Annotated in this window: 18 protein-coding genes and 1 pseudogene; 10 read left to right on the top strand and 9 right to left on the bottom strand. The window is 53.3% G+C overall.

Annotated features, from left to right (window positions below):
• Positions 1–318: 318 nt before the first annotated feature.
• Positions 319–1,509, top strand: coding sequence for a cytochrome c biogenesis protein/redoxin (locus B3X29_RS06615; RefSeq protein ID WP_156654467.1), 1,191 nt, complete (start codon positions 319–321; stop codon positions 1,507–1,509).
• On the opposite strand, the gene tam is transcribed toward B3X29_RS06615, so the two are convergent.
• Entirely contained in the window at positions 1,510–2,268 is a 759-nt protein-coding gene (tam, locus tag B3X29_RS06610; RefSeq protein WP_156654468.1) for a trans-aconitate 2-methyltransferase, read from the bottom strand.
• 87 nt (positions 2,269–2,355) lie between these two features.
• A complete protein-coding gene (locus tag B3X29_RS06605; protein ID WP_159338921.1) occupies positions 2,356–2,940 on the bottom strand; it encodes an NUDIX domain-containing protein in 585 nt (194 codons plus the stop codon).
• Positions 2,941–3,026: 86 nt separating this feature from the next.
• Between B3X29_RS06605 and B3X29_RS06600 the strand changes: the two genes are divergently transcribed.
• The 5 genes from B3X29_RS06600 to B3X29_RS06580 all read left to right on the top strand — a co-directional run bounded on the left by B3X29_RS06600 (position 3,027) and on the right by B3X29_RS06580 (position 5,506).
• Positions 3,027–3,782 carry a DeoR/GlpR family DNA-binding transcription regulator gene (locus B3X29_RS06600; protein ID WP_103179585.1) on the top strand — a complete coding sequence of 252 codons (756 nt, stop codon included), beginning with the start codon at positions 3,027–3,029 and terminating at the stop codon, positions 3,780–3,782.
• 64 nt (positions 3,783–3,846) lie between these two features.
• A complete protein-coding gene (locus B3X29_RS06595) occupies positions 3,847–4,206 on the top strand; it encodes a hypothetical protein (protein WP_139156342.1) in 360 nt (119 codons plus the stop codon).
• A 153-nt stretch (positions 4,207–4,359) separates the two neighbouring features.
• Positions 4,360–4,662, top strand: a complete 303-nt coding sequence (locus B3X29_RS06590) for an ArsR/SmtB family transcription factor (protein WP_159339321.1) — start codon at positions 4,360–4,362, stop codon at positions 4,660–4,662.
• On the top strand, positions 4,652–5,083 hold the full coding sequence (locus tag B3X29_RS06585; protein WP_103179588.1) for a YeeE/YedE family protein: 432 nt from the start codon (positions 4,652–4,654) through the stop codon (positions 5,081–5,083). Before B3X29_RS06590 ends, B3X29_RS06585 begins: the two co-directional genes overlap by 11 nt.
• Positions 5,084–5,092: 9 nt before the next feature.
• A complete protein-coding gene (locus B3X29_RS06580; RefSeq protein WP_103179589.1) occupies positions 5,093–5,506 on the top strand; it encodes a DUF6691 family protein in 414 nt (137 codons plus the stop codon).
• A 9-nt stretch (positions 5,507–5,515) separates the two neighbouring features.
• Here B3X29_RS06580 and B3X29_RS06575 read toward each other — a convergent pair whose 3' ends face one another.
• Entirely contained in the window at positions 5,516–6,073 is a 558-nt protein-coding gene (locus B3X29_RS06575) for a GNAT family N-acetyltransferase (protein WP_159338919.1), read from the bottom strand.
• 164 nt (positions 6,074–6,237) lie between these two features.
• Here B3X29_RS06575 and grxB point away from each other — a divergent pair, with 164 nt between their 5' ends.
• Positions 6,238–6,873: a glutaredoxin 2 gene (gene grxB / locus B3X29_RS06570; RefSeq protein WP_103179591.1), complete on the top strand. Its 636-nt coding sequence runs from the start codon at positions 6,238–6,240 to the stop codon at positions 6,871–6,873.
• Between the two features lie 113 nt (positions 6,874–6,986).
• Positions 6,987–7,304 (top strand): YebG family protein, encoded by a 318-nt coding sequence (locus B3X29_RS06565; protein WP_159338917.1) that lies wholly within the window; start codon positions 6,987–6,989, stop codon positions 7,302–7,304.
• 174 nt (positions 7,305–7,478) lie between these two features.
• Here B3X29_RS06565 and catA read toward each other — a convergent pair whose 3' ends face one another.
• From catA to B3X29_RS06545, 4 genes are all read right to left on the bottom strand, one after another.
• Positions 7,479–8,141, bottom strand: coding sequence for a type A chloramphenicol O-acetyltransferase (gene catA, locus B3X29_RS06560; RefSeq protein WP_103179593.1), 663 nt, complete (start codon positions 8,139–8,141; stop codon positions 7,479–7,481).
• A gap of 177 nt (positions 8,142–8,318) precedes the next feature.
• The gene (locus B3X29_RS06555) at positions 8,319–9,275 is read right to left on the bottom strand and encodes a sensor domain-containing diguanylate cyclase (RefSeq protein ID WP_159338915.1); all 957 of its coding nucleotides are present in this window, start codon (positions 9,273–9,275) and stop codon (positions 8,319–8,321) included.
• A gap of 332 nt (positions 9,276–9,607) precedes the next feature.
• A complete protein-coding gene (locus B3X29_RS06550; RefSeq protein WP_159338912.1) occupies positions 9,608–10,375 on the bottom strand; it encodes an alpha/beta fold hydrolase in 768 nt (255 codons plus the stop codon).
• Between the two features lie 73 nt (positions 10,376–10,448).
• The gene (locus B3X29_RS06545; RefSeq protein ID WP_156654474.1) at positions 10,449–11,270 is read right to left on the bottom strand and encodes an alpha/beta fold hydrolase; all 822 of its coding nucleotides are present in this window, start codon (positions 11,268–11,270) and stop codon (positions 10,449–10,451) included.
• 150 nt (positions 11,271–11,420) lie between these two features.
• On the opposite strand from B3X29_RS06545, the gene B3X29_RS06540 reads away from it, so the two are divergent.
• Positions 11,421–11,888 (top strand): MarR family winged helix-turn-helix transcriptional regulator, encoded by a 468-nt coding sequence (locus B3X29_RS06540; protein ID WP_159338911.1) that lies wholly within the window; start codon positions 11,421–11,423, stop codon positions 11,886–11,888.
• A gap of 86 nt (positions 11,889–11,974) precedes the next feature.
• On the opposite strand, the pseudogene B3X29_RS06535 reads toward B3X29_RS06540, so the two are convergent.
• Positions 11,975–12,260 (bottom strand): annotated as a pseudogene (locus tag B3X29_RS06535) (helix-turn-helix domain-containing protein); the annotation flags it as partial.
• Positions 12,261–12,442: 182 nt separating this feature from the next.
• The gene (locus B3X29_RS06530; RefSeq protein ID WP_159338909.1) at positions 12,443–13,348 is read right to left on the bottom strand and encodes a LysR family transcriptional regulator; all 906 of its coding nucleotides are present in this window, start codon (positions 13,346–13,348) and stop codon (positions 12,443–12,445) included.
• Between the two features lie 116 nt (positions 13,349–13,464).
• On the opposite strand from B3X29_RS06530, the gene B3X29_RS06525 reads away from it, so the two are divergent.
• The gene (locus B3X29_RS06525) at positions 13,465–14,874 is read left to right on the top strand and encodes an MFS transporter (RefSeq protein WP_159339320.1); all 1,410 of its coding nucleotides are present in this window, start codon (positions 13,465–13,467) and stop codon (positions 14,872–14,874) included.
• The last annotated feature ends 35 nt before the right edge of the window (positions 14,875–14,909 follow it).

The following is a 14,909-nucleotide window of genomic DNA, read 5'->3' as shown; positions in this document are numbered from 1 at the left end:
ATTACAGTAGGTTAAAAGACATACAGCGACAACGCGGCGATTTTCGTTGCCGGGAGCCGGGGTAGCCAGGGGGGAGGCGGCGAGCCCCCCTGGCACGTTCACCGGTTCCTTTGTACCAGAGGAGCAAGGAACGTAAGGTGAACGGAACCACCTCGGTAGCCACATGTATACCCGTACCCTTCATCACGCCAATTGTACCGCAATGTATCTCCGCTCAACGCCCATACATCACCTGACAAAAAACCCTATCCCTCAACACACCGCAAACACATCCCCACACTGTAATGGCCTCACTATCAACTGGTAAGTGAGGTGTTTATGTTTCTTGTGATCGCATTTTTAGGCGGCATGGTCAGTCTGCTCAGCCCCTGCACGCTTCCCGTTATTCCTCTGCTGTTCGCCGGATTTCGCGGCCAGCGGCGTCAGCTTGTCGCTATGCTGTGCGGTATGGTGATGATGTTTACCCTGGTCGCCAGCCTGATCGCCGTCGCCAGTGACTGGGTGGTGAGCGCCACCATCGTGGGACGCTGGGTGGCGCTGGTGCTGCTGAGTCTCGCCGCCCTGGCGTTGATCTTCCCATCTTTAGCGCAGCGTATCGCCGGGCCAGCGTTACGCCTCGGCAATATGATCAATTCCCGGAGCAACTCTACCCGCGGCTTAGCCTCGGCGGTGCTCGCCGGGCTGGCGGTCGGGCTGCTGTGGTCGCCCTGCGCCGGACCGGTGTTAGGGGCCATTCTCAGCCTGAGTCTCGCGGGTCATAGCCCGATTGCCACCGGCAGCCTGCTGGCAGCGTATGGCAGCGGCTGTGCAGTAATGCTCGCGCTGCTTGGCTTCAGTGGGCAGGCGCTTATCGCCCGCCTGAAAGCCAAATCGGGTCTGATGGAGGGGCTGCGAAAAACCGCGGGGGTGATGATGCTGATGTCCGTTGCGTTTACGGCGTTTGGTCTGAACAGCCTCTTTCAGGGGGCAAACGGGCTGGCCGACCGGCTGGAGAAAACGCTGCTGCAACTGGCGCCAGGGAGCCAGACTCCGCCGACCCTTCAGCCGGTGGCACAGCCGGTCACCACCAGCGCGATGCCCTCTCTGGAAGGTGGTACAGGCTGGCTCAACGGCGAGCCGGTCAGCCCGGCGTCGTTAAAAGGCAAAGTGGTGCTGATCGACTTCTGGACCTGGGACTGCATTAACTGTCAGCACTCGCTGCCGTACGTTCGCGACTGGGCCAACAAATATTCGTCACAGGGTCTGGTGGTGATCGGCGTCCATACCCCGGAGTACCCGTGGGAGAAACCGCTGGCCTCGGTGCAAAAAGCCATTAACAAATGGCAGCTGCCGTACCGGGTGGTGACTGACAATAACTATAAAATCTGGACCGCCTTTGGCAATCGCTACTGGCCTGCACACTACTTCTTCGATGCCAAAGGGCAACTGCGTTACGCCTCTTTCGGCGAAGGGAATACTGACAAGCAGGAGCAGGTGATCCAGCAGCTGCTGAAAGAGGCAAAAGCGTAGCTACGGTGCGCGTCGGGCGATGATAAACAGCCGCGGAAAGGCCAGCAGTATCTGCCCGTTTTCCTGAAGTGGATACTGCTCCTCCAGCAGCTGATGATAGCGATGCAGATAGCGCTGCTGCTCACTCTCATTGAGATCCTGAAGCCACGGACGCAGGCCGGTGGCGCTTACCCAGTCGACGATCGCCTGGTGGGAGGCCATCTGGTGATAATAGGTCGTACGCCAGATATCCACCTCGCAGCCCGCCTCGGTCAGGATATCGTAATAGGCATGAACGCCGGGGAGCGCTGTCCGGCCGCGATCCGGATAATCCTGTTCAAACGCCACCTCACGCATCAGCACGTGGGTGGGCTCCAGGTCGTTATCCGGCATCTGGATAGCCAGTACGCCGTGCAGTTTCAGCATTGAGACCAGATGCGGCAGCAGCTCATAGTGATTCTCTACCCACTGCAAGGAAGCATTGGCGTAAACCACGCTCAGGGTGCGTTCGGGACGGTAGTGGCGAATATCCGCCTCAATAAACCGACAGCCTGGCAGGGTGGCTCTGGCTTCTGCGAGCATGGCGGGCGAGGTATCGACGCCGGTTATCTGCGCCGTGGGCCAGCGCTGCTGCAACAACGCCGTGCTGTTGCCCGGTCCGCAGCCGAGATCGACCACATCGGTAACGTTATCCAGCGCAATCCGGGACAGCAACTCTAAGGCGGGGCGGGTGCGTTCCGCGCCATATTGCAGATACAGGCCAGGGTTCCAGTCGGTCATGCGGGCATCTCCAGTTTGCTCTTTTCTGAAGTGTAGATGATGGGGTTTCAGACATGACAGAAATCCCTTTCTGTCGGTGCGCGGATGTTAGACGATCTTCTTCAGGGCGACGTGGTAGAGCAGCATGATGGTTTTGCCGTCGACGATAATGCCATCATCAACAGCCCTGAGCGCCTGTTCTATCGGCCATTCCAGCACTTCGATATCTTCACCTTCGGCCTCGATACCGCCACCTGCGCCGGTGCGATCCCCTGCGTGATATTCCGCGATGTAGAAGTAGAGCTTCTCGGTGACGGAGCCGGGGCTCATAAAGGCTTCGAACACCTTCTCCACCTGGTCAATCTGGTAGCCAGTCTCTTCTTCCACTTCGGCTTTGATGCGCTTTTCCGGGGCCATGTTATCAAGCAGGCCTGCGGCGGTTTCGATCAGATAACCGTCGTGACCATTTATATAGACCGGAAAGCGAAACTGGCGGGTGAGGATCACCGTTTTTTTTTCGCGGTTATAGAGCAGGATGGTTGCGCCGTTTCCCCGGTCGTAGGCTTCGCGGTTCTGACGCTGCCACTCCCCGTTGCGACGACGCAAATCAAAGGTATATTTTTTGAGTGTGTACCAGTCATCTGACAGCGTTTTGCTGTCAAGAATGCGTACTTCTGCACGAGTTGATTGCACGATGCCTCCTGAATAGGTAGAGTGACCATCATAGCCTGCACATTCGTGCAATATCAAGATCAAACATGCAGCCTCAGGAATCTCTCATGCTCACCCGTCAACGCAAACAACTGATCCTTGAAAAACTGAATACCGAAGGGGAGGTGCTCTCTAAAACCCTCAGCATCGAATTTCAGGTATCGGAAGATACCATTCGCCGGGATCTGCGCGAGCTGGCAGCCGAGGGGCGTTTACAGCGGGTGCATGGCGGCGCGCTGCCAGCATCAAAAGCGGTATCCAGCTTTGCCGAGCGCAGCCACCTTGGCATCGACGCCAAAAAGCGGGTGGCGCAGAAGGGGGTTGAGCTTATCTCACCGGGACAGGTGGTGATCATTGATGGCGGGACGACCACGACCGAGCTGGTTCGCTGCTTGCCGGCGGATCTCTCCTTTACGGCGGTCACCCACAGTCCCGGTATTGCGCTGGCGCTGGTGGACCATCCCCGGGTTGAGGTGATCCTGATTGGCGGGCGTTTGTTCCGCCACTCTATCGTCACGGTGGGAGCCGCCGCGATTGAGGGTATCGAACGTATCCATGCAGATCTCTTTTTTATGGGAGTAACCGGTATTCACCCGGAAGCGGGGTTAACCACCGGTGATTATGAAGAAGCGTGCATCAAACGCGCATTTTCCGGCAGGGCCGCCGAAACGGTGGTGCTGGCGTCGCCGGAGAAGATAAATACCGCTTCACCCTTCCTGATTGGCGAGCTTTCACTCATTAACACCGTAGTAGTTGAACCGGATACCGACAGTCGCTGGGTTGAGGCGGTGGTTGGGCAGGGCGTGTCGGTTGTTAAAGCGTGATACGGAAATGCTGATCGCAGGAAGAGCGTAGCCGTATAAGCTACGCTTTTGCAGTAACCTGTTCATGACTAAGGACTGCGTGATGCTGCAAAAAATCAGCCTTCTAACCCTTGCCTGTTTACTCTTCACCGGCTGTATGTCCATGTCCGGTGAGGGCACTTCACCCGAAGAGAAGAAGTTTCGTAAAGTCGAGGCCGCGGCGAAAGAGTGCGCCGAGATTGTGAAAAACCAGACTATCGAACTCACCGCCGAGGGCAAAGACGCCGACACCCGCTGGACGACCCTCGACTATGTGGGGCCCGATCAGCGTACCCGCACCGTAGAATATCGTACCTCGTCGGTGCTGGATAATGGCGAACCGGGCAGAGCGTGGCAAAGCTGTATGTCGGATAAAAAAGCGCTGGTGCCTGAGCTGAAATTATAAGGTCAGGCCAGATGGGGGAGAAAAAAATGCCGGCAGCCATCTGCCGGTTTTTTTTGCTATGCGGCCCGGCTTACAATATACTAAAATACATTATATAAATATGTATATTTATGGGTGCATATCGTGACTACGAATAGCGATATTCAGGATGCAATGAAACAGGCGGCACTGGGGGCTGCGGAGCTTTTGCGCGGTTTGTCCAATGCGGACAGACTGTTGTTGATGTGTCAGTTAAGCCAGGGGGAAGCGAACGTCGCGCAGCTTGAAGAGGCGGTGGGGATCCGTCAGCCCACCCTGTCCCAGCAACTGGGCGTATTGCGGCGTTTAAAGCTGGTAGAGACCCGACGTACAGGTAAACAGATTTTCTACCGGATTGAGGATCCGCGGATCTTCACGCTGCTCAACACCTTATATGACCTCTATTGCCCACAGAAAGGTGCCGATCATGATCGTTGATTTCGCTCACTTTACGCCGCTGAGTAGCCTCGCGGGGGGGATGTTAATCGGGCTTGCCGCCATACTGCTGATTCATTTCTGCGGGCGAATCGCCGGGATCAGCGGCATTGTGGCGGGGATGCTGACGAAACAGACCCGTAACGAGGGGTGGCGGATAGCCTTTTTAGCCGGTCTTATCGGTTCACCTCTGCTGTTCAGCCTTTTCTTTCCCTTACCTGAGATAACGGTTCAAACCTCGTGGCCACTGATTATCGTGGCTGGCCTGCTGGTGGGCGCCGGGACGCGTCTGGGATCCGGGTGTACCAGTGGGCACGGCGTCTGCGGACTGTCGCGTTTTTCCAGACGTTCCCTTGCGGCCACGCTGACCTTTATGGCGGTCGGTATTATTACCGCAACGCTGGCCGGTTTCTGGCTCGGTTAAGGAGGAGATATGTTAATGGTCATTGCCGCGTTTCTGTGTGGCCTGATTTTTGGCGTGGGTTTGCTGATAAGCGGGATGGCAAATCCTGAGAAGGTGCTTGGCTTTCTGGATCTCTCTCAGCCCTGGGATCCCTCTCTTGCCTTCGTGATGCTCGGGGCGATTGCGGTGGGGATAGTCGGCTTCAGGTTAGCTAAAGGCAAACAAACGTCGTTTTGCGGGGCGCCGATCCGGCTGCCGGAGAATAACACCGTAGACCGCGCGCTGCTGATGGGCGCTGTTCTGTTCGGCCTGGGTTGGGGGCTGGCGGGTATTTGTCCCGGACCGGCGCTGGTCTTACTGGGTACGGGCGCAGGGAAGGGAGTGCTGTTTGTGTTGTCGATGCTGGCCGGAATGTGGTTCGTGAACAAGGTCCGGCCAGCGTAACACCGCGATTCAGGACATTGACTCCGCTTCTGGCAGAACAAGGGAATTGAGGACATGGTCCTGCCAGATCCCGTTTATCTTGAGGTAGGAGTGGGCATAGCCCTCTTTGACAAATCCGAGGCTGGCAAGCGTTTTACTGCTGCGCGCGTTATCAGGAAGATGGTTTGCCATAATCCGGTGAAAGCCGTAATGCATCTGTACATAATCCAGAGAGTCTTTAAGCGCCTCTTGCATGAGTCCTTTCCCCTGATGAGCGTGATCGAGAGAGAAACCGAGATAGCACGCCTGGAAAACCCCAAAGATAAAATTGGTGAAATTAATGCTGCCGATGATGTTATTTTCACCTTTTAACGTGAAAACGATTTGCAGACATTTTCTTGCTTCGTAATCTTTCTGCGCACTCTCAATCCGTTGGGACACGCTATCAAGTGTGAAATAGTCTTCATTACGCAATGGTTCAAAGGGCGCGAAATGTGAGCGATTTTCCAGCAGGAAAAGCTGGAATCTTTCTGCCAGGTCGGGCGTCAGCAGCCAGACATCTGTACGTTGAGTGGAAAATAACTTCATATGTATATCTCATTAACATTGTGGTTACATCTATTGTACTGATTACAAGATTGATTTTCAGCTGACTTCAACCTACTAAAGTTAGACTGGTAACCCTGACCCGATTTGCCCGATCCTGTCAGGTCATTCCTCCCTCATCCAACTGTATAAATAAAGAGAGCGCTATGAAACTCTATGTATATGAGCATTGCCCGTTCTGTATCCGCGCGAGAATGATCTTTGGTCTTAAAAAGGTGCCCTTCGAGCTGGGCGTAATAATGGAAGGGGATGTCGAAACGCCAACCCGTATGGTGGGCAGAAAGGTCGTGCCGATCCTGCAAAAAGAAGAGGGCGCTTACATGCCGGAAAGCATGGATATCGTCCATTATGTCGATCAGCTTGACGGCAAGCCGGTGATTAAAGGTGAATGCGATCCCCTGATTGAGGCCTGGTGCAAAGAGAACACGCGCACCGTCTTTAACCTGGCGATCCCACGTTTTACGCGGGCAGATTTTCAAGAGTTGTCCACCCCAGCCGCACGCGAAGCCTATACCCAGCGTGAGATTAAAGCGTTTGGCGATCTGGAGGCATTACTGGCCAATAGTCAGGCCTGTATCGATACGCTGGTGGATGAACTGGCTAAAATCGAGCCTTATCTGCGTGCCAGACACCCGATAAGCATCACCGATTTTTACCTTTTCCCGGTGCTGAACTCGCTGACAATTGTGAAAGCGTTCCCGTATCCGGACTACCTGAGCGGCTATCTGGACCACGTTGCGACGTCCTGTAACGTACCGCTGTTTACCGATAAGGCGTTGTAATTGAAGGGGGGCCGCCCCCGAACATATTAAGCAGGTTTACCCAGCGCATTTTTGGCTGCAACACAAACCGGGAAGTGTTATACTGTATATAATTACAGTATAGGGGGTGCATAATGGCTGTTGAAACAAAATATGTTGTCGTAAGAAAAGGTGAAGAGAAAATGACATTTGCCAGTAAGAAAGAGGCTGACGCTCACGACAAACTGCTCGACCTCGCAGAAGCGTTCACCGACTGGCTGTTGCAAAGTGACATGCAGATGGATGAAACGCAGGCTGAAAATCTGGGGCTCTATCTCGCCGAGCAGAAAGAGGCCGTGCAGCATATTCTGCGTACCAGCAAACTTCCCGATCTTAATGCCGCAACAGCAGCAGAGAAAGCAGTGTCAGATGAAGGTGGCAGTAAAAAAATCAGAGCAGTTAAAGCTGCCTGATCAACACATCATTGCTGAGCCTGTCGCCGCAAGCGGGTAACTGCTTGCGGTTTTTTTTGTCATATGCCAGGCACAGATGGGTAAATGTGGTGAGGAAGGCAGGAAGCGGGCAGAGCATTAACATAATCGTCATCGCCTGGACCCGTTTCTCGCTTAACTACAGAAGCGGCCCGTTTAAGCGCGGTGCGGTAAGTCGCTCATTATCTCTTGTATTTCATTGAACAGTCTTGCCAGATGGAAACCATCGCAAACGGAATGATGGACCTGAACGGCGAGCGGCAACAAGGTCTTTCCATCCTGTTCGTAGTATTTGCCAAAGGTGAACATGGGCGCGAAAAAGTTCTTCATGTTTGCAACGTTGACATTGAAACTGGTAAACGTTGCCCAGGGAATAGCCGATACGAAAAATATATTGTCCGGTGACTCGCCCTTAGGCCAGTAAGAAAGGTTATTCCCGTAGCGTGCAACGTCCTCAGAATAGGTTTTTTGGAAGTGCGCCATATTGCCATCGTAATAACTCCAAATTGATGAGAATGTCTCCGTTTCATTATGGAAAATGGTGTAGCTCGGATAAACTTCCTTCCATATAACCAGTTCATCGTCCTTCATAGCCATACGAAACTCGGTATGCCTGTTTACCACCTCAGAAATGATGGAGATGATAGTAGGGTAAAACTTCCAGCCAACATCTTTAATATGTTTCAGCAGATCGGTGATGTCTAAATTAACAGTCTGGTTAATGGTGCTCTGAGCAAAAGACTGAAATACCGCAAAATGTTCCTTCCTGGCCCAACGAGATAAGTCAACAGGCGTATATTCTGGGATTGTTTTTTTCATTTTTCACCATTTGATTAGCGATGTAATTCAGCGTTCAGCTAAGATTTTTCCATGATAAACCAGCATATCTCATTATCACTCTGATATGCATCGGTAAAGTGAGGCTGATTGCCAGTTACGTTAAGAAGAGCGGTGGCTGCGACGGTACCTTAAAGATTGCTGCGCAAAGCGCTCCTTTTAAAGCTGTCTTCTGCGCTTCACTGAGTACATCACTTCGTCACTCTTTTTGATCATTTCGTCAAGCGACGAATAGTGGCCCTGATCATTGTGCAGAACGCCAGAAGAGTAATTGATGTTATAGGGTTTACCTGATTTTTCGTTGTAATCGTCCACTCCCCGACGAAGCGCATGCAAAAAAGCTTCCGTAGCACTCCGGGTGGTAATGAGCACGGCGAATTCGTCCCCACCCAGCCGACCGGCAATATCGCCGGGATTGAGGAACTGAAACAACAGTCCTGAGAAGACTTTCAGAACCTCATCGCCTTCAGCATGCCCCCAAAGATCATTGATAGGTTTGAATTTATCCAGATCAAAAAAGATAAGACTGAACGGTGTATTACGCTCAGTGAGGGCGCGGAACCGTTTTTCTCCTGTCCGGTAAAAACCCCGCCGATTCGCTATTCCGGTCAGACTGTCGGTCATCGCCATGCCGATGACCTGAAATTCATCCTCAACAATGAAAGCCAGATCCTTAAGTGAAGCAATATCCTCGTCGTTAAAGCTGCGGGGGATGGTATGAATGAGGCAAAGCGTACCTGCCACTTCTCCGTCAGGGAGATGCACCGGATAGCCAGCGTAAAATCTGATGTAAGGTTCACCGGTGACCAGGGGATTATCATGAAAACGCTCATCAACAGATGCATCGTTAACGATAAAAGCGCCATCCTGCAAAATGGCATGCCCACAGAATGAGATATTACGTGGCGTTTCCCGGACACCGAGACCCTCGCATGCAATCAACCATTGTCGCTCGCGATCCAGCAGGCTTATCAGGACCACAGGTACCTGAAAGATTCGCCTGGCAAGCCGGGTAAGACGATCAAAACGCTCATCGTCTCTGGTATCAAGCAGGTCTGCGAGATAAAGCGACTTTAGTCTTTCTTCTTCATTTTCCGGTATGCCGGGGAATTTCATAGAACCTCAACGACTTATGCGCGTTTTTGATATTTTCATCTACACCACAATATTCTTTAGCTGAGTATAGGATAAGCAGAAATTACCCGCCTGTCTGGACACTGATATCTGTTTCTGTCGGGGCTTGTCAGATAAAGAACCGTATCCATTTTTAAAAATGGGGACTCGTTCGCGAAGATAGAGAAAACGCCCGCCTTTACCGCAGGCGGACGATCTCTCTTCTGTTTATTTCGAAGGCAGCAGACACTGTATACCCCGGCGGTTGCACCGCAGAAAAAAGTCCGGGACAGTGCCTCTGACGGGGAAGGGCGTCAAAGAGAGGACAGAGACATTTATTTCGCGGCTTCCTCAATAAGTGTGGCTACGTCCTGAGGATGAGAAACCATCACGACATGAGATGCCCCTTTGATCACCACGGTGTGCTTTGATCCCGCGCGTTCAGCCATAAAACGCAAACTTTGGGCAGGGATATTTTTATCGCCATCACCATAAATGAAGTAAGAGGGCACTGTTTTCCAGGCGGGGGCTCCCGATTTTTCAGTTAATGCTGCTTCGGTCACGGGTCGTTGTCCTGCCGCCATCAGCGCAGCTTTTTCAGCTGACACGTCATGAGCGAATTGCTGGTGGAACTTCGACTGCTCAATGGACAGATCGACATTACCATCAGCCAGCTTAACCGGCGTGGAAAGCGCCTCGCCAAGCGTGCCTCCGGGGAATTTCCCCGCCAGTTCAGCGGCCGCTTCACCCGCGTCAGGAGCAAATGCGGCGACATAAACCAGTGATTTAACATTTTTCGTTTCCCGGGCTGCGTTCGTTATTACCTGGCCGCCATAGGAATGTCCGACAAGTACCACAGGTCCTTTAATATTGCTCACAACAGAAGAGACGTAAGCCGCATCAGTCGAAACACTGCGCAGCGGATTAGCCGCTGCAACGACGTTATACCCATCTTTTTGCAGGATACGGGTGACATCATTCCAGCTAGATGAGTCAGCAAAGGCTCCATGAACCAGGACAACAGTCGGCTTTGCGGTTTCGGCGAAAGCACTGGCAGACAGCAGAGCGGTAGCAATAGCGAGGGAGGCAGCAAATTTAGACATGATAGTTTCCCTTTAACTCAGTTGATGAGGTATGCGTATGATGGATGTGGCCTGTATGGAACAGGCCACCTCGTTAGCCGCGAATAAAGCCCAGTACGTCAGCATTAAAGCGGTCGGCCTCTGTCTCAGCCAGACCATGTGAGCCGCCGGCATATATCTTCAGTGTGGCGTGCGCAACGATCTCAGCGGCGCGGTGTGCTGATGCCTTAATGGGCACAATCTGGTCATCGTCACCATGAATAATCAGAGTAGGGCGATCAATCTGCTGCAGATCGCGTGTGTAGTCGACCTCGGAGAACTCATGGATGCAGTCATATTGTCCTTTAATACCTCCCTGCAGCCCGATCCTGCGAAAGTTTTCCCGCAGCCCGTCATTGGTTGGTACATGGTCGCGATTGAAGCCATAGAATGGAATGGTCAGGTCAAAGAAGAACTGAGCACGGTTTTTAGCAGTTCCTTCGCGAATGGCATCAAATACCTCCAGCGGAGTGCCGTCGGGGTTAGCATCCGTCCGGAGCATCTGAGGAGGTACTGCGCCAACCAAAACAACTTTAGCTACACGGGAAGTACCATGACGACCGATATAATGTGCAACTTCGCCACCCCCTGTGGAATGGCCTACTAAAATCAGGTCCTTCAGATCCAGTGCTTCAATAAGTTCGGCCAGATCGTCAGCATACCGATCCATATTGTTGCCATGGAATGTCTGGTCCGAACGCCCGTGGCTGCGCCGGTCATGAGCGATGACTCTGAAGCCATTCTGGCTGAAGAAGAGCATCTGCTGATCCCAGGCGTCTGACGATAACGGCCATCCGTGAGCAAAGAGGACTGGCTGACCTGAACCCCAGTCTTTATAGAAAATGCCAGTCCCGTCTGTCGTTGTGAATGTGGACATATCGTTCTCCTGTTATGAATTGTATGTTGCTGCGCAATTGATTTGTGCACGACTTGTTTGTGTGTGAATTAATTTGGCACTGATCTTTGTTGTTGTCAATCGCTTGCAATTAAATCGTCCACAAATTATTTTAGAGGGACTGGAGGACATATGACTAAAGAGATAAATACCGGGGATTTACTCCCGGATGTGCACGGCATGCTCTGCTTCTCGCTATACTCCGCGGGACATGCGTTTACGCAGCTCTATCGCCCAATGCTCGATAAGCTGGGATTAACCTATCCCCAGTACCTGGTGATGATCACGTTGTGGAATCAGGATGGACGCACAGTGAAGGAGCTGAGTGGAATACTCTTCCTTGAGTCCAGCACGCTCACGCCTTTACTTAAGCGGCTGGAGAGCGCGGGGTTGATCACCCGGACACGCAATCCGAAGGATGAACGTGAAGTGCTTATTCATCTGACAGAGAAGGGGGACACACTGAAAATTGAGGCCAGCAATATCACGCGCTGTATTGTGGATACCCTTGGAATGGATGCGGATGCAGTTGCTGACATCAAAGCATCAGTCGATAAGATCCGCGATCGGATACACCGGGCACAGAGACCGGACAACTGATGATGCGATAAAGGCAATAGGGTCCTGTATAACATGAAGTTGTAGGGGGATATCTTCTGGTATTCATCCGGGGGATAAACCCTGAATAGCGACCGGACCGTTTCTTTGGACAGGTGAACATCGTGCAGTTCTGCGAGTTTTTCACCTGCAAGCGTCGGCCCGAAGTCGGTATAGCGTTCTCGGATAATATTGAGTGCGTACCGGGCAAGACCATCAGGCGTTAGCCATACCTGGTGGGCCAGTTTCACGGTAACGCGACAGAAGGCATCTGCACTGACGATCGGAGATACCCAGCCGCTGCGCGACCATCTGAGTGGTCAAACGCCGGTCGACAAAATCCAAAACGAAAAACACAGCTGGTTGTGCCATCATCGGAATCCATCGATGCTGAATCTTACTGTGTAACTGCCCAGACCGGACATTATAATTTTGCTATCACCATGTTAGTGCGCATAATGTATATTATGTTAAATGCGATCTATGGCAGCAACGCAGACGTACCGGGCCTCGTATTACGCGCCCAGCTTTATCCCCTCGCCTCAACTTCTCATTCATCACCGTACACTCCGACACACCTCAAGCACTTTTTCTCTTAGCCATCGATGACCGGGATCTTTTTCCATTCTCGGATGCCACATCTGCGACACCGTGATGGCACGGGTCTTGAACGGCAGTTCGAATACATGCAGTTGCTCTGTCATCTGCGGGTTTTGCAAATACAACGCCGGAACCATGGCGATAAGATCCGATGCCAGCGCCACGGACAACGCCGTCGGAAAGCCAGGCACCACGCTTGCTACCTTACGCGACAGACCTGACTCCGCCAGTGCATCATCCACAAACCCATGTAATGATCCATTGGGCGCGGCCACCACATGGCCCCAGGCAACATAATCCTTTACGCTGATTTCCGGTAACGATGCCAGCGGATGCGTCTTACGCACGGCGCCGACAAACCGGTCCTGAAAAAGTCGCTGCAGGCGAATTTCCGGCCCCATATTGCCCTGGACGCCAATCTCCAGATCGACCAGACCCTCGCGCAGATAGCGCGACGTTTTTTCAGGCTTGGGCGCAAAACGGAGACAGACATCCGGGGCGGCCTCCGCCACCGCGGCAATCAGCGCCGGGCCAAACGCGACGACAAATCCATCGTTGGCCCGGATAGTGAACAGGCGCGCCAGACTTTCCAGCCTGAGCGTCTCCATTGACGGCTGCAACACTGCCCTCGCCTCCTGAACCGCATTTCTGGCGCGATCCCGGGAGGCTTCTGCCCAGGGGGTCAGCACCATATTTCGTCCGGCCCGCACCAGAATCGGATCGCCTGTCACCTCGCGCAGCCTGTTGAGCGTGCGGCTCATGGCAGATGCACTCAGGTTTAAGCGCCGTGCAGCACCGGCCACGCTCGCTTCTGCCAGCAGAATGTCGAGGGCGACCAACAGGTTAAAATCGGGATCGGACATAATAAACCTCAGATAAGGCGTTCGGTGCAATGATTAAGTGTAAACCATGCGTCTTCCGCCTTATATACCTCGTGCTTATAGTTTCGTCATTAACCCCCCCTTAAGGAGTTCAGATGATGACGCTATTTTCAAACCAACCCGGTGATGAGGGGCTGCCTGGCCCGGCGCGCGCCCGGGTGATGATCGCCGTAATGGTGACCACCCTGATGGGGGTGTTTGATGGCACCATGATCAACATTGCCCTGCCCTCTATGGCGCAAGCGATGCAGGTGCCTGCAAGCTACGCGGTCTGGTTCGCCAACGGTTATCTGCTCTCTGCGGCAATGACGTTGATGATTTTCGCCTCCCTCGCGACGATCTATGGCACTCGCCCCATTTTTCTGTCAGGGCTCGCCACCTTTACGCTGACCTCACTGGGCTGCGCACTGGCAACTACCCCAGAAATGCTTGTGGCAATGCGTATTATGCAGGGGATCGGCGGCGCGGCGACGTTAAGTATTGCTCCGGCGATCCTGCGCGGCGTTTTCCCGGGACGACTGCTTGGCCGCGTGCTGGGTCTGCATGCCCTGCTTATAGCATCCAGCACCGCCATTGGCCCGGTGCTGGGCGGCACGATACTGGATACCCTGAGCTGGCAATGGTTGTTTGCCATTAACATACTTCCGGGAACCTTAGCCCTGTTGCTGGCTTTCAGGGCGCTACCCGGAAAAACAACGTCCGGCAAAACTGCGTTTGACCTTCCTGGCGCGCTGCTGTCAGCGACCCTTTTGGGAGCAATGATTATGGCGGCGAACAGCCTTCACCAGGTGGCGGTCTGCTGGGGACTTCTCGCCCTGTTCAGTACGATGCTGTTTATCGGGCATATTCGCCGCGCCAGGGCGCCCATACTGCCGCCCGTTATATTCAAGAACGGACGTTTCACCCTCGCGGCATTAACGTCACTGGCCTCTTTTGTCAGCCAGGGGATCACCTTTGTTGCGTTGCCTTTCCTGTTTCAGAGCGTATATGGCTACAGCCCTGTTGTATCCGCGCTGCTGTTCGTGCCCTGGCCAATAGGTATTGTGCTGATCGCGCCCCACGCCGGCCGCTGGGCAGACACGGTTTCTGCGCCGCTGATCTCGACTCTTGGGCTGGCCATCTTTGTTGTGGGGTTGATCCTGCTGGCGATGCTGCCCGCCTCGCCTTCCGTATGGGATATCTGCCTGCGTAGCCTGGTTTGCGGAATCGGATTTGGATGTTTTCAAAGTCCTAACAACCGGGAAATGTTGTCGAATGTTGCTCGCGAACAGGCAAGCTATGCATCCGGGGTATTATCCATTGCCCGAACTTTCGGGCAGTGCCTGGGCGCCGCTGTTGTAGGTATCCTGCTGACCCTCATCTCGCCGGTAACCGGCCAGACGTTAAATGAACGGGCTGTCCATTTCGCCCTGTGGGTCGCAGTTGCTGCATCTGTCGCTTCAGTGTTGTTTAGCCTCAGCCGACTGCGCAGAACGCATGCGTTTTCGTTAGGAGGAAGCAATCGTTAATCTTCTCAACTAGACTTCTTAGCGGCTGTACGTCT

The organism is Leclercia sp. UBA5076, assembly GCF_002416465.1.
Taxonomy (GTDB): Bacteria; Pseudomonadota; Gammaproteobacteria; order Enterobacterales; family Enterobacteriaceae; genus Enterobacter.
Note: the sequence above shows the minus strand (reverse complement) of the source record. Positions and strands in the feature narration are given on the sequence as shown.